The organism is Roseixanthobacter finlandensis (genome assembly GCF_043195105.2).
Lineage (GTDB): Bacteria > Pseudomonadota > Alphaproteobacteria > Rhizobiales > Xanthobacteraceae > NCEH01.
Genome location: NZ_CM195536.1, coordinates 1,707,665 through 1,726,767, shown reverse-complemented (window position 1 = coordinate 1,726,767; position 19,103 = coordinate 1,707,665). Strand labels below are relative to the sequence as shown.

17 protein-coding genes are annotated in these 19,103 nt (G+C 64.4%); 6 read left to right on the top strand and 11 right to left on the bottom strand.

What is annotated here, in order from left to right:
• Positions 1-3: 3 nt before the first annotated feature.
• Positions 4-972 carry an L-histidine N(alpha)-methyltransferase gene (gene egtD / locus V5G24_RS07975; protein WP_394084716.1) on the top strand — a complete coding sequence of 323 codons (969 nt, stop codon included), beginning with the start codon at positions 4-6 and terminating at the stop codon, positions 970-972.
• Positions 973-1,115: 143 nt separating this feature from the next.
• Complete coding sequence (locus V5G24_RS07970; RefSeq protein ID WP_394084715.1) at positions 1,116-2,408, top strand: MFS transporter; 1,293 nt, start codon at positions 1,116-1,118, stop codon at positions 2,406-2,408.
• Positions 2,409-2,449: 41 nt separating this feature from the next.
• Here the strand turns inward: V5G24_RS07970 and V5G24_RS07965 are convergent, their stop codons facing one another.
• The 6 genes from V5G24_RS07965 to V5G24_RS07940 all read right to left on the bottom strand — a co-directional run bounded on the left by V5G24_RS07965 (position 2,450) and on the right by V5G24_RS07940 (position 10,179).
• Positions 2,450-3,505 carry a heme-dependent oxidative N-demethylase family protein gene (locus V5G24_RS07965; RefSeq protein ID WP_394084714.1) on the bottom strand — a complete coding sequence of 352 codons (1,056 nt, stop codon included), beginning with the start codon at positions 3,503-3,505 and terminating at the stop codon, positions 2,450-2,452.
• 508 nt (positions 3,506-4,013) lie between these two features.
• Positions 4,014-4,970, bottom strand: a complete 957-nt coding sequence (locus V5G24_RS07960; RefSeq protein WP_394084713.1) for a PDR/VanB family oxidoreductase — start codon at positions 4,968-4,970, stop codon at positions 4,014-4,016.
• A complete protein-coding gene (locus V5G24_RS07955; RefSeq protein WP_394084712.1) occupies positions 4,967-5,554 on the bottom strand; it encodes a dimethylamine monooxygenase subunit DmmA family protein in 588 nt (195 codons plus the stop codon). Before V5G24_RS07955 ends, V5G24_RS07960 begins: the two co-directional genes overlap by 4 nt.
• Positions 5,555-5,774: 220 nt before the next feature.
• Positions 5,775-8,093, bottom strand: coding sequence for a trimethylamine N-oxide demethylase (locus V5G24_RS07950; RefSeq protein ID WP_394084711.1), 2,319 nt, complete (start codon positions 8,091-8,093; stop codon positions 5,775-5,777).
• A 5-nt stretch (positions 8,094-8,098) separates the two neighbouring features.
• Entirely contained in the window at positions 8,099-8,602 is a 504-nt protein-coding gene (locus V5G24_RS07945; protein ID WP_394084710.1) for a flavin reductase family protein, read from the bottom strand.
• A gap of 173 nt (positions 8,603-8,775) precedes the next feature.
• A complete protein-coding gene (locus tag V5G24_RS07940; RefSeq protein WP_394084709.1) occupies positions 8,776-10,179 on the bottom strand; it encodes an acyl-CoA dehydrogenase family protein in 1,404 nt (467 codons plus the stop codon).
• Between the two features lie 313 nt (positions 10,180-10,492).
• On the opposite strand from V5G24_RS07940, the gene V5G24_RS07935 reads away from it, so the two are divergent.
• Positions 10,493-11,620, top strand: a complete 1,128-nt coding sequence (locus tag V5G24_RS07935; protein ID WP_394084708.1) for an aminomethyl transferase family protein — start codon at positions 10,493-10,495, stop codon at positions 11,618-11,620.
• A 280-nt stretch (positions 11,621-11,900) separates the two neighbouring features.
• Positions 11,901-13,151, top strand: a complete 1,251-nt coding sequence (locus V5G24_RS07930; protein WP_394084707.1) for an alpha/beta hydrolase — start codon at positions 11,901-11,903, stop codon at positions 13,149-13,151.
• A 76-nt stretch (positions 13,152-13,227) separates the two neighbouring features.
• Here V5G24_RS07930 and V5G24_RS07925 read toward each other — a convergent pair whose 3' ends face one another.
• From V5G24_RS07925 to epmA, 4 genes are all read right to left on the bottom strand, one after another.
• Complete coding sequence (locus tag V5G24_RS07925) at positions 13,228-13,518, bottom strand: hypothetical protein (RefSeq protein ID WP_394084706.1); 291 nt, start codon at positions 13,516-13,518, stop codon at positions 13,228-13,230.
• 71 nt (positions 13,519-13,589) lie between these two features.
• Complete coding sequence (locus V5G24_RS07920) at positions 13,590-14,486, bottom strand: dienelactone hydrolase family protein (protein WP_394084705.1); 897 nt, start codon at positions 14,484-14,486, stop codon at positions 13,590-13,592.
• A gap of 761 nt (positions 14,487-15,247) precedes the next feature.
• Entirely contained in the window at positions 15,248-16,168 is a 921-nt protein-coding gene (locus tag V5G24_RS07915; RefSeq protein WP_394084704.1) for a hypothetical protein, read from the bottom strand.
• A 434-nt stretch (positions 16,169-16,602) separates the two neighbouring features.
• The gene (epmA, locus tag V5G24_RS07910; RefSeq protein WP_394084703.1) at positions 16,603-17,652 is read right to left on the bottom strand and encodes an EF-P lysine aminoacylase EpmA; all 1,050 of its coding nucleotides are present in this window, start codon (positions 17,650-17,652) and stop codon (positions 16,603-16,605) included.
• A gap of 138 nt (positions 17,653-17,790) precedes the next feature.
• Here epmA and efp point away from each other — a divergent pair, with 138 nt between their 5' ends.
• Positions 17,791-18,360, top strand: coding sequence for an elongation factor P (gene efp / locus V5G24_RS07905; RefSeq protein ID WP_394084702.1), 570 nt, complete (start codon positions 17,791-17,793; stop codon positions 18,358-18,360).
• A gap of 67 nt (positions 18,361-18,427) precedes the next feature.
• On the opposite strand, the gene V5G24_RS07900 is transcribed toward efp, so the two are convergent.
• Positions 18,428-18,556 (bottom strand): hypothetical protein, encoded by a 129-nt coding sequence (locus tag V5G24_RS07900; protein ID WP_394084701.1) that lies wholly within the window; start codon positions 18,554-18,556, stop codon positions 18,428-18,430.
• Between V5G24_RS07900 and V5G24_RS07895 the strand changes: the two genes are divergently transcribed.
• Positions 18,555-18,953 carry a response regulator gene (locus V5G24_RS07895; RefSeq protein ID WP_394084700.1) on the top strand — a complete coding sequence of 133 codons (399 nt, stop codon included), beginning with the start codon at positions 18,555-18,557 and terminating at the stop codon, positions 18,951-18,953. The two genes, V5G24_RS07900 and V5G24_RS07895, sit on opposite strands and share 2 nt — an antisense overlap.
• Positions 18,954-19,103: the final 150 nt, after the last annotated feature.

Here is a 19,103-nt window from a genome sequence, read left to right as displayed (position 1 = left end):
CTCATGCCCCTGTCCCATGCCGCCGAACGCGCGGAGCCGCTGGCCCCGAGTGCGGAATTCGCCCGCGATCTCGCGCTCGCGCTGTCCGCCCGCACCAAGCGTCTCGCGCCGAAATATTTCTATGATGCCGCCGGCTCGGCCCTGTTCGAGCAGATCACGCAGCTGGCCGAATATTATCCCACCCGCACCGAGATCGACATCCTGCGCGACCATGCGGAGGATCTGGCGGTCCTGCTGCCGCCGGGCGGGGTGCTGGTGGAATTCGGCAGCGGCGCCAGCGTGAAGGTGCGCCTGCTGCTGGATCGCATTCCCCATCTCGCGGCCTATGTGCCGGTGGATATTTCCGCCGAATTCCTGGAGCGCACCGCCGCCGACCTGCGCCGCGCCTATCCGGGCATCGAGATCCTGCCGCTGGCGGAGGATTTCACCCAGCGCTTCGCCTTGCCGCAGATGACGCGGGCCCGCCCGCTGCTGGGCTTTTTCCCCGGCTCCACCATCGGCAATTTCGAACCGGCCGACGCGCGCGACTTCCTCGCCCAAGCCCGCGAAACCCTCGGCCCCGGCAGCCGCATGATCGTGGGCGTGGACCTGGTGAAGGACCCGCGCCGGCTCCATGCCGCCTATAATGACGCGGCGGGCGTGACGGCGCAGTTCAACAAGAACGTGCTGGTGCGCGCCAATCGCGAATTGGGCACCGATTTCGAGCTGTCGGCCTTCGTGCACCGCGCCTTCTTCAATGCGCCGGCGAGCCGGATCGAAATGCACCTCGTCAGCGCCGAGGCGCAGACCGTGCACCTGGAGGGGGCCGCCTATCATTTCGCGGCGGGGGAAAGCCTGCACACCGAATGCAGCTACAAATACACGCTGGATGGCTTCGCCGACCTCGCAGCCAATGCCGGCTGGCGGAGCGAGGCGGCATGGACCGACGCCGAGCGCCTGTTCAGCGTGCACCTGCTGGCGAGCCCCGGCTGAGAAAACCTGCGCCGCCGCGCTCAAGGGTTTGAGATTTTTCCACATTTGCCGCGCTGCACACCGCAGAGTGGAAGCAAAACCGCTTGGCCTGCCGATGGCTTCATGGGACCCTGTTTGAAACGGGTCGCATTGGAGCGGGGGACATGCTTATCGAGGATCGCGGACCCGGCTTTCAGGGAAAGGCATCCCTGCACGGCTGGATGATCTGGGGCACCGCGGCCCTGTTCTATCTGTATGAATTCTTCGTCCGCGTCGCCCCCTCCGCCATGGAGCCGGAACTTCAAAGCCATTTCGGCCTGTCGGCTGCCGCATTGGGCGCGGCGGCGGGCACTTATTATCTCGTCTATTCGCCCATGCAGCTCATCTCGGGCACCATCATCGACCGCTTCGGCGTGAAGCAGGTGCTGGTGGTCTCGGCGCTGATCTGCACCTCCGGCGCGTTCCTGGAGATCATCGGCTCCAGCAGCTTCTTCCTGGTGGCGGCGCGGTTCGCGCAGGGCTTCGGCTCGGCGTTCGCGTTCGTCGGCACCATGTATATCGCGGCCGAATGGTTTCCCCGCTCCATGCTGGCACGGCTCTCGGGGCTCACCACCTCGCTCGGCATGGCGGGCGCCATCATCGGCAATGCCGGCATCGCCCGCATGGTGGAAACGCTCGGCTGGCAGAGCGCGCTCGTGGGCGCGGGCTTCGTCGGCATCGGCATCACGGCGCTGATCGTGTTCGTGATCCCGAGCCGCCCGCCGGCGGGCACCGACGTGCCCCATCCCTACAAGCCCAACGTGCTGCGGGCGCTGCGCATCGTCTATGCGAACCCGCAGAGCTGGTATCTCGGCATCATCGGCGCGGCGCTCTACATGCCGCTGTCGATCCTGGGCGCGCTGTGGGGCGCGGAATATATCTCCGCCGTCACCGGCGCCTCGAAGCTTGAGGCCACCGGCGCGGTTTCCATGATGTATGTGGGCTGGCTGGTGGGCGGGCCGCTCGCCGGCTTTGCCTCCGACAAGCTCGGCATCCGCCGGCCGATCCTGCTCTACGCCAGCGCGGCGACGGTGGTTGTGACCTTCGTGATCGCGGTCATTCCCGGCATGTCGCTGCCGGTGGCCTATCTGCTGCTGCTCCTGCTGGGGCTGGCTTCCTGCTCGCAGGTGATCTGCTTTGCCACCGTCGTGGAGCACAATCCCCACACCGTCACGGGCACCGCGCTCGCCTCCACGAACATGATCATCATGCTCGCGGGCGGGATCGCGGAATGGGCGTTCGGCCTGGTGCTGGATCTGGTCGGCGGCTCGGGCGACACCGGGCAATATTCGGCGCAGGCCTATCATTATGCCATCCTGATGCTGCCGGCGATCTCGCTGGTGGGCCTGGCGGCGGCGACGATGGTGAAGGAAGCCAAGGAAACCGTCGGCGTGCAGGAAGCCGCCGCGCCGGCGTAACCCCGAAAAGGGCGGGGCCGCGCGGCCCTGCCCTGTTCGGCTCAGAGCGTGGTCAGTTCGCTCTGGATACCCTTGGAAAGCGCCGCGCCATCGTCGAGCGGGGCGAGATAGTCCACCGCCATCTGCCGGAAGCGTGGCAGGCCCTTATAGGCCTCGATGTCGGGATGCAGATCGCGCAGCACGCGATGCAGCCGCTTGCCCCATTTGGGCACCCGCGCCACCTCCTCCAGGCTGGCGAGATAGCAGCGGATGCCGAACAGGATCGCGTTCGAGCGCGGCAGGCGATACAGCGTCTGCAATTCCACCCGCAGATGCACCTTCTGCCCCACGTTCTCCGGCGTCACGCTCGCCTTGTCCGGCCCCCAGACGGGATAATTCTCCGGCGAGGTGTCGAGGCGCGGATTGATGGTCATGGTCCAGTTCAGCCGCCGCACCGGCGCGCCATATTGCAGGCGCAGCAGATATTTCAGCGCGCGGTCGAACACCCCCTGCTCATGCGCCAGCGGCACCGGGCCGTGCCATTCGTGGAAGCTCATGCCGATGTCGAATTCGAACGACCAGTCGGCCTGGGTGGTGACCATGCCGCCGTCCACATAGAGATTGTCCTCGCGCTGGTCCTGCAAGGTGAAATCGCCCTGGGCCTGGCGGGTGATATATTCGAACGGCGGGCACGGCAGGGTTTCCGCCTTGCCGAAGGTGAAGCTCTGGTGGAGGCCGAGCGGCCGGTTGATCCAGGTCCACAAATCGCCCGCCTTGGTGAGCGAGAAATGCTCGGGATAATCGGCGGCCAGATTCTCCATGATGAGTTCGAGCGTGTCCCATTGCGCCGCCATCATGTGCGGCAGCACCTGGCAGCGCTTGGGATCTTCCGCCAGCACCTGCGCGCGCTCGCGGCATTCGGCGACATAATGCTCGTCGACATCGAACACATGGTCATAGGCCGGGCTCGCGCCGCCCTTCACATGGGGCTCGATGTTCACCGAATACATGTACTGGTCTTCGGGGAACGGAAACGGAAAGTGCAGGATAGCCGCGCTGGAATTGCGATAGGTGAAGTCGCGGCGGAAGGTTTCATTGGGCTTGAATTGAAGGGTCATGGCACATCCTTCCGGTCACGAAGAAAGTCTGGGAACATCCCCTCTCCCGCGTGCGGGGGAGGGTTAGGGAGGGGGAACGCCGCATCCCCCGCAGAAGCATCGGCGCGGCGTGAGAAGCGCCCCCCTCACCCCAACCCTCTCCCCGACGGGGAGAGGGAGCTAGCCGAGCCCACCCGAAGAGGCGACCACTCGGTTTCACCTCTCCCCGACGGGGAGAGGTCGGCCGCGTAGCGGACGGGTGAGGGCGCAGAGCCTTTCCGGACGAATTCCAGCTCGCCGAAAGGGCCCCTCGCCCCTCACCCCAGCCCTCTCCCCCTCGGGGAGAGGGAGCTGACCGAGCCCACCCCAAAGAGGGGGCCGCCGGGGTTTCACCTCTCCCCGACGGGGAGAGGTCGGCCGCGTAGCGGACGGGTGAGGGGGCAGAGCCATTCCGGACGAACAAGGTCGCCGAAGGGGCTCTCTCGCCCCTCACCCCAACCCTCTCCCCATCGGGGAGAGGGAGACACTTTCAAAAATCCAGCACCACCTGCGCGGTGCGGGCGCGCGAGACGCAGGGCATCATGAATTTCTGCGAGGCCTTCTCCTCCGCCGAGAGGAAGTCGTCGCGGTGCTCCACCTCGCCGTCCAGCACATCGAGCTTGCATTCCCCGCACGCCCCGCCGCGGCACAGGCAGGGCGCGGCGATGCCCTGCGCCTCCAGCGCCTCCAGCAAGGTCTGGTTGTCGGCGACCTGAATCTCGATGCCGGATTTCGCCAGCACCGCCTTGAACGGCAGGCCGCCGGAGGCATCGCCGAAGCTCTCGCGGTGGATCTTGCCTGAAGGCCAGCCGAGCGCGGCCGCGCTCGTGATCACCGCATCCATCAGCGCGCGCGGGCCGCAGGTATAGACATGGGTGCCGAGCGGCTGGCGCGCCAAAATCCCGGCGAGATCGAACGCCGCGCGCCCGTTGCCGTGGATGAAGATGTCCTCTCCCGCCGCGTGGGGCGCCAGCAGCTGTTCGAACACCGGCGCCTCGTCCGCCGTGCACAGCTGGTGCAGCTCGAACCGCGCGCCGCGCGCTTTCAGCGCCGGCACATAGGACAAGAGCGGCGTGATGCCGATGCCGCCCGCGATCAGCAGATGCTTCCGCGCTTTGGCCGCAAGCGGAAACAGATTGCCCGGAACGCCGATCTCGATCACGTCGCCGCGCGCCACGCTCTGATGCAGAAACCGCGAGCCGCCGCGCGACTGGGCCACGTGCCGCACGATGATTTCATAGCGCGCCCGGCTCTCGGGCGGGGAGACCAGGGAATAGGCATTCTTCATCACCCGCCCCTCATGGCGCAGGGTGACCAGGACATGGGCGCCGGCGGAGGGCGTCGGCAGCGGCCCGCCGTGCAAGGGCGCGAAGGCGAAGCGCTTCAGCGTGGGCGAAAGCTGTTCGATCTCATGGATGCGGACCGGGATCGGACCTGAAGCAATCATGCGTAAAGCTCCTCGGCATCAGGAACCGCGCCGGGCACTTCGGCATCCACCTGCACGCCCATGAAGGCCGCGTGCCGGCGGGAGAAATGATCGCGCACGAACAGGTTCGCCCCGCAGCCGCCGCAGGTGAAGATGGAGGTGGTGACGCCTTCCCCATAGGTGCGGCAATGCACGCAGAACACCCGCCTGGCCTTGCTTCCGGCATGGGCGAGGCGGATTTCCTGGCGGCTCATGCCGGCCTTATCGGCGATGCGGAACACATCCCACAGAAACGGCTCGGAGCCGGTGGCGTAGAGGCGCAGGCCCATGGTTTCGCGCGCGAGACGCTCTTCCAGGGCCGAGAACAGATGGCCGTTGGCGCGGAACGGCCGCACGCTCTCGCCCTGTGCATCCACCACGGAGACGGGCAGCAGCGCGCTGCGGTTCACCACGGTCCAGGTTTCGAACGCGGTCGGCTCGAACCCCTCGGCCAGGGCCTCCGCAGGCAGCGCCGGACCGTCCACCAGCAGCAGATGATGCCGCCCGGCCAGGTCCAGTTCCAGCGGCGCATATTTGGGCCGGCTCTTGATGCCTTGATCGCTCATGATGCCTTTCCGCTTCAGGTCAAAATTCCAAGGCCCGACGCCTGCGCCGCCCCCCTCACCCCACCCCTCTCCCCAGCGGGGAGAGGGGGTTTTGCGTTCTCTCGCCCAAACACCCCTCGCCGGAACACCGCCCGGCCCCTCACCTCCCCCCACGGGGAGAGGTCGGCCGCGCAGCGGACGGGTGAGGGGCAAGGCCAGCCCATCGCCAAAAGCTCGCCCCTTACGCCCGCACCCGCGTCTTCTGCGGGTCGAAATGCGGGAACGGCACGATCTGCGCAGGAATGCGCTTCTGGTGGCCGTCCAGCTTGCCGATCTCGATCGGACCGCCCGCCTCCGCCGCCGCGATATCGAGCCGCGCCAGCGCTATATTCTGCTTCAGGATCGGCGACTTGGTGGCGCTGGTGACGACGCCCACCTGGGCGCGGCCGCTATAGATGGGGTCGCCATGGCCCACATCGTCATTGGAGCCGATGAGAAGCCCCACCATCTTGCGGGCCGGATTGGCCTTGCGCCGCAACAGCGCCTCGCGGCCGACGAAATCCTCGTCCTTGTTCGCGACCGCAAAGCCGATGCCGGCTTCGAACGGGTCGGTCTGGTCGCAGAAATCATAGCCGGCGAAGACAAGCCCCGCCTCGATGCGCAGCATGTCCAGCGCGGTGAGGCCGAGCGGCGTCATCCCCTTGGGCGCGCCGGCCGCCCACACCGCATCCCACAGCGCGGTCGCATCCTTGGGATGGCACCAGATCTCGAACCCGAGTTCGCCGGTATAGCCGGTGCGCGAGACGACCAGCGCCGGCCCCTGCGGCCCGCCGAGGCGGGCGATGGCGAAGCGGAACCATTTCAGCTCGGAAATCGAAGGCTGCACCGGCGAGGTCCAGATGATTTCGGCCAGGATCTCGCGGCTGAGCGGCCCCTGCACGGCGATATTGTGGAGCTGGTCGGTGGAGGATTTGACGAAGGCTTTCAGGCCCCATTCGGCGGCCTTGTCGCGCAGCCATTTGCCGGTGAATTCCTCGCCGCACACCACGCGGAAATTCGCCGGGCCGAGGCGGAAAATGGTGGCATCGTCGATCATGCCGCCGTGCTCGTAGCAGAGCGCGGTATAGACCACCTGCCCCACCGAAAGCTTGCGGATGTCGCGCGTGACCGTGCGCTGGAGCAGCAGTTCCGCGTCCGGGCCGGTCACCTCGAACTTTCGCAGGGGCGAAAGATCCATCACCGCCGCCTTCTCGCGGCAGGCCCAATATTCCGCGATCGGCCCGGCGCCGGTGAAGCAGGTGGGCAGCCAGAAGCCGCGATATTCCACGAAATTGCGGGTCTGCTCGGCGATCCGGGGGTGGAAGGCGCTCTCCCGCGTCAGGCGCGGCTCGGCTTCGGGGCTCATGCGAAACGCGGTTCCTTTGGAAATGGGGGTGCCGCCGTCATAGACGCGGACATGGATGTCGGTCGGATGCCAGGCATTGGCGGAATCGATGTCGTCGGCGCAGGAGGAGGAGGCGCAGACGAGGTCCGTCATGGCCCGCAGCAGCACATAATCGCCGGGGCGCGACCAGGGCTCGTCCATGGTCAGCGCATTTGAGGTTTCGACGCAGGTATTGAAGAAGAAATTGATCGCCGGCCAGCCGCGCTTCTCCTTGATGCCGTAAGGCTTCAGGACGAGGTTGAAATTGTCCGAGCAATTGTCGTGGCCGGGATAGCCCATGTCCTCGTAATATTTGGCCGAGCAGGCGAGCGCGAACGTATCGTGCCGGCCCACGGTGTCGCGCACCACTTCCACCAGCGGCATCTGGCGCTCGTCGAAATATTTCGAATGCAGGCCGGGGCCGGGGAAGGCCGAGCCCATGAGCGTGCGCGTGGTGGTGGAATCGAGGCCGTATTCCAGCCCCTCTTCGTCCAGCGCCTTGGCATCGAAGGCGAGGAAGTCGGAGCATTGCCGGCCTTCCACGTCGATGATCTGGATATAATCGCCGGCCTTCACGCGATAGGCCTTGGCGCGGGCGGCGGGAATGCGCAGGTCCAGCACCACTTCGCCCAGCGGCGGGGGAAGGTCCGGCAGGGAGCCGGCGACGCGGGAGACGTCGACCTTCAGCTCCGTCGGCGGGCTCTGCTCGTCGGGTGCCATCAGCGGGCCGCCGGCAGCGATCACCACCAGAAGATCCGTGAGCGCGGTCAGGCGCGCCTCGGCGCCCGGCGCATCGCTCTCGCCCAGCAGGATGCGCGCCGGCGCGGCGGTATCGATGCCGCGTTGCGCCAGCAGGCGGGCAACCTCCGCCCCACCCTCCCCGGCCAGGCGCGCGGAGAGCGGCGCGCCACGCGGGGCGGCGTCAAGCCCCAGCGCTGGCGCGGCATCCGCGCCTGTGCCGTCGAAAGCGAAGAGATCGGCGGCCTGGAGGCCCTCGGGATCGGTGATGCGGATTTCATCGCCCGCCTTCAGCGCGAAGGCGGCACAGCCGCCGCCCGGCACCACGCGGCGCTCGGCGAGCGAGCGGGGCGCCGAAGGCGGACCGGAAGAGAGGGGAGGCGCGGCGATGGCATCCATGGGCTTCAGTCCGGATCGGTCAGCGAGCGATAGCGCCCGCGGTAATAGATGAGCGGGGCGCCCTCGCCCTCGGCATGGAAATGCACCACGCGGCCGACGAAAATCTCATGGTCGCCGCCGTCATAATGGGCATAGGCGGCGCATTCGAAGGCCGCATGGGCCGGGCGCAGCAAGGGCGCGCCGGAATGGCCTTCGTGAAGCTCGACATTGGCGAACTTGTCGGCGCCGCCGCGCGCGAAGCGGTTGGACAATTCCTCCTGCCCCTCCAGCAGCACGTTCACGGTGAAGAATTGCAGCTTCTCCAGCCGCGCCAGCGACTGCAGCGAGCGCGCCATGGAAAACAGGATCAGCGGCGGGTCGAGGGAGACGGAGGAAAAGGAATTCACCGTCACGCCCAGCGGCCCCTGTTCGTCGCGGCCGAGCACCACGGCGATGCCGGTGGCGAACCGGCCGAGCACATTGCGCAGTTCGCGCGGATCGAAGCGGGCGTCGAGATCAATGCGGGTCATGGGTGGAAGGCGCTCCTTGCTCCCGCGTTCTCCGGCGACGGCAAGGCCGCCGGCACCGAGCGGAACGCCCGATGCCGGGAAGGTGACCGAAGCCGGCAGAAGGGACAAGCCTTGTCCCCCCTGGTGCGCATCCGTGCCGCGGCTTCCGGCGTCCGGCTGCATGGCGGCGCGGTTCACGCCACCTTGGCCGGCTGAAGCTCGGCGAGGAGCTTCTCGGCGAAGGCGCGCTTCTGCGCGTCGTCCATCTTCTTCACTTCATTGTTGAGCATGCGCTGGTTGATGGACTTGTTCCAGTAATCCAGGCTCTCGAAGCCCAGCAGCGAGGCCTTGCCGACGAACTGGCGCAGCACTTCATTGGTGGGGCCCATGACCCAGCCGGCCTTGCCGTCGCGCAGATAGCGCTCGATCTGCAGCGCCGGGCGATAGCCGGTGCCGCCGCAGGCGTGCAGCATCTTGTCGGTGACGTGGGTGACGTTCTTGGCGGCCTCGAACTTCACCTGCCACAGCCAATGCAGCAGCGCCGAGCGGGGCAGCGCGTCGAGGTCCTTGTGGATCGACCAGTCGCAATTATTGGTCACGCTGTCGAGCGCCTGGGCCATCTGGAAGACGAAGGCGCGGCACGCATTGGTGTCCATGATCGCCTCGCCGACATAATCCTGGATGGTCGGATAATCGGCGACGCGCATGCCCACGTCATTGTGGGTTTTGCGGGTGGTGTGGCGCTTGGCGATGTCGATCACCGCGAGCGAGATGCCGTTCCAGCAGGCGGAGGAGCAGGTGAGGAAGAACGGGTCCACCACCTCGTCATTGGATTTCGCGCCGTCGCCGATAGGGCCGACCATGGCGTCCTTGGGGATCACCACGCCTTCCACCTGGATCGGGCCGGACTGGTTGCCGCGCAGGCCGAGGCCGTCCCATTCGGACGGATTGGACTTCACGTCGTCCTTGAGCACCAGGAAGCAGGAGAGGTCGGAATAATCGCCCGAGAAGCCGGGGCTGGTGGTCTGGAGGATGTACCAGTCGGCAAACCCGCCGGAGGTGGTCCAGGAGGCCTTCTTGGTGATCTTCCAGCCATCCCCGAAGGCCTCGGCCTTGGAGGAGATGGGATACCAGAAGTGCGAGCCGGTCTCGGGATCGGAATAGGACAGGGTGCCGATCAGCACATCGGCGTCGAGCCGCTTGAGAATGTCGGTGAGGCGGACGTTGTCGTGATAGCGCAACAAGGCCGCCGCCACGGCGCCGAGGTGCATGGTGTAGCACATGGCGGTGGAGGGGCAGCCGTAGCGCGCGATGGTTTCCACCACCATGGCCGCGCAGACATGGCTTTCGCCGAGGCCGCCAAGGTCCTTGGGCACCGTCAGCGACAGCAGGCCGAGGGTGGCGAGCGCCTCGAAATTCTTGCGGGGATAGATGTATTGCGCGTCGCTCTCGATGGCGTTGGCGCGCAGCGTGGTTTCGCATAAAGCGATGAGCTTGGCCTGCAATTCCTTCTGGGCGGGGGTGAGGAGCCATTGCGGGTCCCACTCGAACCCGAGGCCCCAGAATTCCTCCTGGCCCCACATTTTGACTTGCGACATGACGCTTGCTCCGAACGCCCGGCGCCTCAGCACGCGAGCGGTGAATGTCCCCGGCGCGCTGTTCCCCTCAGTGAACTTTTTTGCCGCCGCAGAAACAGATTGCCAAATGCTCCGTCGGACGCAAGAACCAAAAGCAGGCACAGAAATGCACACAAAATAGGCGAGGTATGCGAAAGCAACGACTTACCATTTTTATGTCGCCTATTCTTTGGGCGCGTTAGTCAAAAGATTTCTTCTCAGGAAAAGTAATTGACAGAAAATGCCCCTCGCACAAGGATGACCCCGCCTTGCAGAGCCTGAGGGGACGCAAAGAATGAGCCCGACGCCATTGCGCCAGTCGATCCTGAACGAGCGTCACCGCGCGCTCGGATCGAAGCTGGAAGAATCCTGGAACGACACCGCCATTCCCCAGCATTACGCCACCGATCCCTATGAGGAGGTCGCCGTCGTGCGCACCCGCGCCGGCCTCATCGACGTGTCGGCGCTGAAGATCGTGAACGTCTCGGGTCCCGACGCCACCGCCTTCCTCAACCGCCTCGTCACCTCCGACGTTGCAAAGATCGCGCCCGGCCGCTCCATGATCTCCTCCATGGTCGGAGAAGACGGCGGGCTCATCGACGACGTGCTGATCTATTGCGACAGCCCCACCGCCTATCGCCTCTCCCATGGCGGCGGCGCCACCGAGGAGGTGCTCCCGCTCCTCACCGAGGGGCTGGACGTCACCTTCGCGCGCGACGACGACGTGCACATCCTCTCCCTGCAAGGGCCGAAGGCGCTGGAGATCCTCCAGCCCGGCACGCCGCTCGATATCGCCGGCATCCCCTATTTCGGCCATGCGCCGACCACCCTCTACGGCATCGCGGTTTCGCTCGCGCGCGGCGGCTATTCCGGCGAGCGCGGCTATGAGGTGTTCGTGAAGGCCAAGGATGCGGTCGAAGTGTGGGACAAGATCCTGGAGGCCGGCAAGCCTCACGGAATCATGCCGGTGTCGTGGGATTGCCTGGATTTCGGCCGGGTGGAAGCCGCCTTGCTGTTCTTCCCGTTCGACATGCCCCACAAGGACACCACGCCGTGGGAAGTGTTGATGGATTGGACGGTGGACCTCTCCAAGCCGGATTTTCGCGGCAAGGCGGCCCTGATGGCCCGCAAGGGCACCGAGCGCACCCACCAGGCCGGGCTCGAAGTGCTGCATTCCGCCGCCATCACCCCTGGCGCCAAGATCCTCAAGGACGGTCAGGAAGTGGGCACGGTGAATTCCACTGTATTCAGCCAGCATCTGATGAAGTCGCTGGCCCTGGTGTCGATCATCCCGTCGCTCACCACCCTCGGCACCGCCGTGACCGTGGTGGACGACGGCAAGAGCTATGAGGCCAATGTGGTGCGCACGCCGTTCTACGACCCCCTGCGCCTGCGCACCCACCCGCTCGCCGAGCGCGGCTGAGCCGCGCGCCTCCCCCTCACCCGTCCGCTGCGCGGCCGACCTCTCCCCGTGGGGGAGAGGTGAGCCACTCAAAGCCCGCCCTCCCCATCGCGCCCCCTCTCCCCCACGGGGAGAGGGCTGGGGTGAGGGGGCCATCCCATCCCGCAAACACACTGCGCCCCAATACGCGCGCCGCTTCCTATTAAGCATCTCTATGCGGCTAAGAATTGCCAATCGCCGCCCGGCCGGCGCTTCTGCTATGTTCAAGCACCGGAGCGACGGGGATCGGGGCGGACATTCAGTGATTTTCATATCCAGGCAGATTTCGCGCCGCGCCGGCAGCGCCGCAAGCGTGCAGACCGCGCGTGCCACGCCGCTCACCGCCCTGCCCCTTCTGGCCCTGCTTCTCGCCGCCGCGATCCTGCTTTCCGCCTGCGCCGACCGTCCGGGCGCCGATGTGCTGACCCCCAATCTCACCGAGGCGCCGGGCGCCAAGCCGCATACCATCCTCGTCGCCACTACCCGCGCGCGCGACCCGCGGCCCGGCACCCTATTCAGCGGCGAACGCGGGACCGGGCTCGACTTTGCCAATGTGACGCTGACCGTGCCGCCCGCGCACCAGCCCGGCGGCATCGAATGGCCGAAACAGGCGCCCGGCAACCCCGCAACCGAGATGGTGGTGCATGAAGCGGTCTATCGCGACACCGACCAGGATTTCGTGCGCGATCTCAATGCCCAGCTTGCCCGGCTGCCGGCCGGGAACCGCAATGTCCTGGTGTTCGTGCATGGCTACAACACCATGTTCTCCGAGGCGCTCTACCGCCTGACGCAGATGACCCATGATTCCGACGTGCCGGGCGTGCCGGTGCTGTTCAGCTGGGCCTCGCGCGGCAAGACCGAGGATTATGTTTACGACAACAACAGCGCCACCGCCGCGCGCGACAATCTAGAACGCACGCTCACGCTGGTGGCCTCCAGCAAGGCGGAGAAGATCACCATCATGGCCCATTCCATGGGCAATTGGGTGACCGTGGAGGCGCTGCGCCAAATGAAGATCGGCGGCAACGGCCTGCCCGCGAATCGCGTCGGCAACATCATCCTCGCCGCGCCGGATATCGACGTGGACGTGTTCAAATCGCAGCTGAAGCGCTTCGGCAAGCCGGAAAAGCCGTTCATCGTCATCGTCTCGCGCGACGACAAGGCGCTCGGCTTCTCCGATTTCCTGGCTGGCGGCAAGGTGCGGCTTGGCAATTACACCAATGACGACGAACTGGTGGCGCTCGGCGCCGTTGTGATCGACATGACCAATGTGAAGGCCATGGACCCGATGAACCACGGCAAGTTCGCCCAGCTGGCGCAGCTGGCCCCCGCCCTGCGCGGCCAACTCGCCGCCCATGGCGCACTGGCCGGCGCCAAGCCGAACACCATCGAGCTGGACGGCATCCAGATTTCCGGCGTCAATCAGAATATCGGCCTGCTGCCCGCGCTCGCCGCACCTGCCGGGGCCGCGACACCCGGCGTGGTCGCGACACCCGCCGCGCCGGCCCGATAGAGCATTTTCGAGCGACGTGGACACCGGTTCGCGTGAAGAAATGCGACACCGCCAATGCCCTAGCCGCCGGTCACCGTCAGGCTTTCGGTGCGCCCGCCTGCGGCGCGCCCGCCTGTGACGCATCGGTCTGCGGCAGGATGGTGAGCTTCTTCACCGTCAGCTCATCAATCGTGAGCGAGCGGATGCGCGCGCGCCCGATGGCGAGCCGGCCGATGGCCAGCGCCCCGATGGCGAGCGCGCCGAACGCCAGCGCCCCCACCGCGATGGCGCCCAGCGAGGCAGTGCCCACGGTGGAGGCGCCGATCGCGGAGGCGCCCACGGCTGACGCCTTGGTGCGGGACAGGGACATGGGGGACTGGCGCGGCATGAGGGGCTCTCCCGGTATGGCGTGGCGCGGACGGCGACGCAGCCGCCCGCGATCTTGCCCCCATTCAGCGCTCAGGCAACGCCGTATTGCTTGAACCAGGCGAGCATGCGCTTCCAGCCGTCCTCGGCCGCTTCCTTGCGATAGCTCGGGCGATAGTCGGCATGGAAGGCGTGGGGCGTATCGGGATAGATCACGATGTCCACCGTCTTGCCGGCGGCGCGCGCCGTGTCGCGCTGCTTTTCCACGTCGGCGACGGGAATGCCGGTATCGGCGGCGCCATAGAGGCCGAGCACCGGGGCCTTGAGGTCGGCGGCGACATCGGCGGCGGTCTTGGGCTGGATGGCGGTGCGCGCGCCACCGATGGGGCCGTACCAGGCCACCGCCGCCTTCAGCTTGGGATTATGCGCCGCATAGAGCCACACCGAGCGCCCGCCGCGGCAGAAGCCGGTGATGCCGAGCCGATTTTCATCGCCCTTGGAGCTTTTCACCGCCCAGGCCACCGCCGCATCGAGATCGGAGAGCATTTCCGCGTCGGGCTTCTTGGAGATGACGTCGCGGACGATCTGCTGGATGTCGGTCATCCCCGTGAGATCGCCCTGGCGGGCATAAAGCTCGGGCGCGACCGCGCAATAGCCCTGCTTGGCGAGGCGGCGGCAGATGTCCTTGATATATTCGTGGACGCCGAAAATCTCCTCCACCACGATCACCAGCGGGAACGGGCCGTTGCCCTCCGGCATGGCGCGATAGCCGGGCATGTCGCCGTCCATGGTGGGGATCTTCACTTCACCGGCGACGAGGCCGACGGCATCGGTGTGGATGGCCTGGGCTTCCACCGAGGTGGTGGCGAGCGTGAAGCCGGCGATCAGGCCTGTCATGACGAAGCCGCGCCGGGAGAAGGGTTCGCGCACCAGACCCTGAAGCCCGTCGAGGGCGGGATCGGCGGCGGGCGCGATGGGCGTGGAATCCATGGCGATATCCTCGTTCAGGCCGCAGGCACAGCGGCCGCGTCATTTGGCACGGGATCATGGCGGGAGGTAGGGGGGAAGGTTTTCTATTACCGGAAAGCGCGAACACCTGCGCGTGATCGGGGGGGGGCATTTGCGACAGTGGGGGAATTTGGTGGTGGCGTCGAGCGAAGTCGGTAGGAGTAATGACCCATACCGGACCTCGGCGTTGACAGAGTTGAAGGTCTGATCTGCGACTTGGAGCAGACGTATTGCCGGCGGCCACAACGTCAGTAGGTTGTGATACATCAATCTGTCGGGGGGAGCGGCAGTCGTCCTCAAGCGCCGACCTTCAGCCTCGTATCGGCTTGCGGCGCCCGCTTGCTCGGTGGAAGGTCGAACTGAAGCCGCCCGGCCCTTCGCTCTGCCATTGCGATTCTATTCAGGTGCGGCATCCTGGTGGAGATCTGTTCCATCAGTTCATACGCGAGCTTTCCGATCAAAGCCCAACCCTTCAGTGAAAATCGGCGTTCGGACGAAGGGCCACCACTGTGCTAGTCTCTGTCCACGGGGGAGCTCCTCGCCATACTCCCAGTGCTCGCCTGCGGCTGCGCGCAGCCCCGCGTGGCTCCGGTACCGAGACCGTCGACAGGGCCTGCGCTCCATAGCGTCGAGGTTGCATCGGGACGAGGGCATTATCCTTCGACCCATGCAACGCATGGAATATTCGATTCCTGTCTCCGGCAGGATCGAACAAGGGGCGGTTATTTTCTTCGGTCTATGGATCACAGCTTCGGAAGGGTTGGCTGCTGACGCGACTGAATATCTCGCAATGCACCATCGAACATCCATTGCGCGCTATACTTTATATTTTCACGTTGCGAAGTAATTTTTTCAATGATTTGATAATCAATAGCCGTTGTATTCATTGACTCAACCCTACCACCGCCCTTTTCTTCCTTGATTTCAAATATGATAAGCTGATCACATTCTTGGTCCAGCGACTGTCGTGTCGCCGCAAAGAAATCGTCATTGGACACAATTCGCTTTGTCTCACATTCCATAGGCGGAGTTAAAGATGGAGGAACCAATTTCGCGTCTTTCCAATAGAAAGATATAACATGTGTATCCGTGTTACTTATTTCGACTGACGGTGTCCCATATTTTGTTTTTATCTGCGTTGATAGCATTTCTAATGTTGGCGCAGTTTCCGGGAGGAATTTCATTTTCCTCTGAAGTGATGCAAGCCGCGATTTTGGCCACGGCGGGGTAAATACCATGGATAAATTTTCTTCAGGGTCTCCCTTACACGCAGCATGGATCGAGCCAGAAAATTCTTTATAAATAGTATTATCTCCCGGACGATATAATACAATTCCGTCTAATCTGAATTGAAATCCATCTAATATTTTATTTGACTCAGACACGTAAAATCCAATATTAGATAAATAATATTTCACAAAAACACCTGTATTTGGATTTACGCAATTTTTGAATTTATCAATCAAATTTTCTTTAGTCATCCCCAGATATAATGAATTAAAATCGACTGACCTGGAAATTTGTATTTGAAATTTGTTCTGAATATCGTTTTCTGGAATTTTAATATAGTTATCTGGCAATTTATATTTACTCGATTGCGCCTCTGCGAACGCCTCTGAAGAAATAAATGCAATAATAGCCGCCAATATAGTCGCATATCGCATCGAGAGCCCCCATTGGAATATAATAATTAGGCTAGGTGGTATTAGAAAACATCAACGCGTAGTGTCTGTAAAGGGGAGTAGCCAAAAGCACATGCCATACCTTATCGCTAACGCGAGGAATCTAGAAGGTCCTCGTCTTCTCTCCCCTATAGCCGGACCCTTAAGACGAGCCAACAGCTTTCGCCTCAGTTTCCGCAGAGGTTGTCGTCCACTGCGAATGGCGTCGCCGCAAGGGCGATAAGAAGTCTTATCGTGCGCCCCTCGCCTTCTGGTCATCTCTAAGGATTCGAGATCCGAAGCTTAACTGGTAGGATACCCCAAATTGGTGACGAGGATTCGACGTTCGCAAGAACAGTCTCAAGCGATGGTCCGCTCTCACTCCATAAATTGAACTTCGGAAATAGTCCGCGAACGGCCGCTCCCGCCCTCCCCCCTCACACCTCCACCGGCGCCCACAGCACATCGTCCACGCTGCGCGCGCCGCTCGCCAGCATCGCCAGCCGGTCCAGCCCCAGGGCGCAGCCGCTGGCGGGGGGCATGAGGGCGAGGGCGGCCAGAAAGCCTTCGTCCAGGGGATAGCGCTCGCCATAGAGGCGGGCCTTTTCCGCCATCTCCACTTCGAAGCGGCGGCGCTGCTCGTGCGGGTCGGTCAGCTCGCCGAAGGCATTGGCCAGTTCCACCCCGCAGGCATAAAGCTCGAACCGCTCGGCGACACGCGGGTCGGCGGGCTTGGGCCGGGCCAGCGCCGCCTCGCTGGTGGGATAGTCGCACAAAAGCGTCGCCCGCCCCCGGCCGAGATGGGGCTCGATGCGCTCCACCAGCACCTTGGAGAAGATATCCGCCCAGGTGTCGTCCTCCGCCACCCGCACCCCGGCCGCGCGCGCCGCCTGCGCCAAAGGGGCCGCCTGCGGCTCCTCCCCCGGCTGTGCCAGGAGCGGGGAAAGATCGATGCCGGCATGGCGGGCGAACGCCTCAACCAAAGTGAGCCGCTCGGGCGGGGCGAACGGGTCGCACTCCTGTCCGCGCCAGGAAAAGCGCGCCACGCCCCCCGCCCGCGCCGCCAGCGCCAGGAGCGCGGCGCAATCTTCCATCAGGGTTTCATAGGGTTCCCCCGCCCGATACCATTCCAGCATGGTGAATTCGGGATGGTGCGTGGCGCCCCGCTCGCGATCGCGAAACACGCGGGCGAGCTCGAAGATGCGCGTCTCCCCCGCCGCCAGCAGCTTCTTGGCGGTGAACTCGGGCGAGGTGCGCAGATAAAGCGGCGTGAGCGCCCCATCCGGCGCGCGCCAAGTGGTTGAAAACGCGTGCAGATGCGCCTCGTTGCCGGGCGAAATCTGGAGGATGGGGGTCTCCACCTCCGTGAAGCCTTGGGCCTCGAAATGGGCGCGGATCGCCTTGATGATGCGGCCACGGGCGGCGAGGAAGGGGCGCCGATCCTGGTGGCGATCCGGGCTCCACCAGGGGGAGGATGGGGCGCTCAAAGCTGTGGGCCGCGCGGAAAAACACTTGCGTCGGCGCACAAAAGCAGCCGGCAAGGGTGGCGAAAAGCGAGAAGATCGCTATGTTGCGGCCCGATCAAGGGCGCCCGGGCGCCCCAAGCCGTTCGAGGAAGACATACCGTGGTCAAGGTCATCGCCAGCTCTCTGCGCAAAGGCAATGTGGTCGAAATCGACGACAAGCTCTACGTCATCCTGAGCGCCGAGAACATCCACCCCGGCAAGGGAACGCCGGTCACCCAGATGGACATGCGACGCATTTCCGACGGCGTGAAGATCTCCGAGCGCTATCGCACCACCGAGCAGGTGGAGCGCGCCTATGTGGAAGATCGTCCGCACACCTATCTCTACCAGGACAGCGACGGCTACACCTTCATGAACCCGGAGAATTACGACCAGGTGGCCGTGCCCAAGGACGTGCTGGGCGACATGGCGGTGTATCTCCAGGAAGGCATGGAGTGCATGATCTCCATCTACAACAACATCCCCATCGCCATCGAGCTGCCCCAGCGCGTGACCCTGGAGATCGTCGACACCGAGCCGACCGTGAAGGGGCAGACCGCCTCCTCCTCCTATAAGCCGGCGATGCTCTCCAACGGCGTGCGCACCATGGTGCCGCCCCACGTCGCCACCGGCACCCGCGTGGTGGTGATGACCGCCGACGCCTCTTATGTGGAACGCGCCAAGGACTGACCCCTCCCCGGCGGGCGGATCGTCCGCGAGGCGGTGCCTTTCCGACCCGCGATTCGCGCGGGTCATTTTACGTATTTTGAATGTTGATATGCGCGCTGCCGGGCCGGGCGACGCGCATTTTCATTTCGGCGTGGAACGTTTCGCCGAATTTGCGGTTCAGCGCAGCGGAGATGTGCTGAGGAGCGGCTTTAAACATGAATTTGTCGGGCAAGCGCATCCTTGTGGCCGAGGATGAGATGCTGGTGGGGCTGCTTCTGGAAGAGGCGCTGGTGCGGCAAAATTGTACCGTCCTGGGGCCCATGAGCACCCTGTCGGAGACCCTGAAAGCGGCCCGCACCCTGCCCCTCGACGCCGCCATCCTGGATCGAAACCTGGGCGGAGAAGACGTGCTGCCGGCTGCGGAAATCCTTTACGGCCGGGGAATTCCCTTTTTGTTTTGCAGTGGTTACGGGCAGGATCCGCACCTGCCGCCGCATCTGCGCGCGGCCCCGGTCCTGCTCAAGCCCTACCTGGAGGCGGGCATGATCGCCGCCATATGCGGGCTTTTGCGCGAGCCTTGCCAGCTTCCCGGGCCGCCCGCTAATACCTTTTGAAATATGGGTTTTTCTTCTCGGGGCCAGATATTTCGCTGCGCCGACGAAGGACCTCTCGGCGAACCTGCACGCGTCATTGTCGCTGGAGCCCGGCCGTGAAGTCGTTTACCTTAAGGGTGCACAGGCCAAGTTCAACCCAATCCGGGCGGG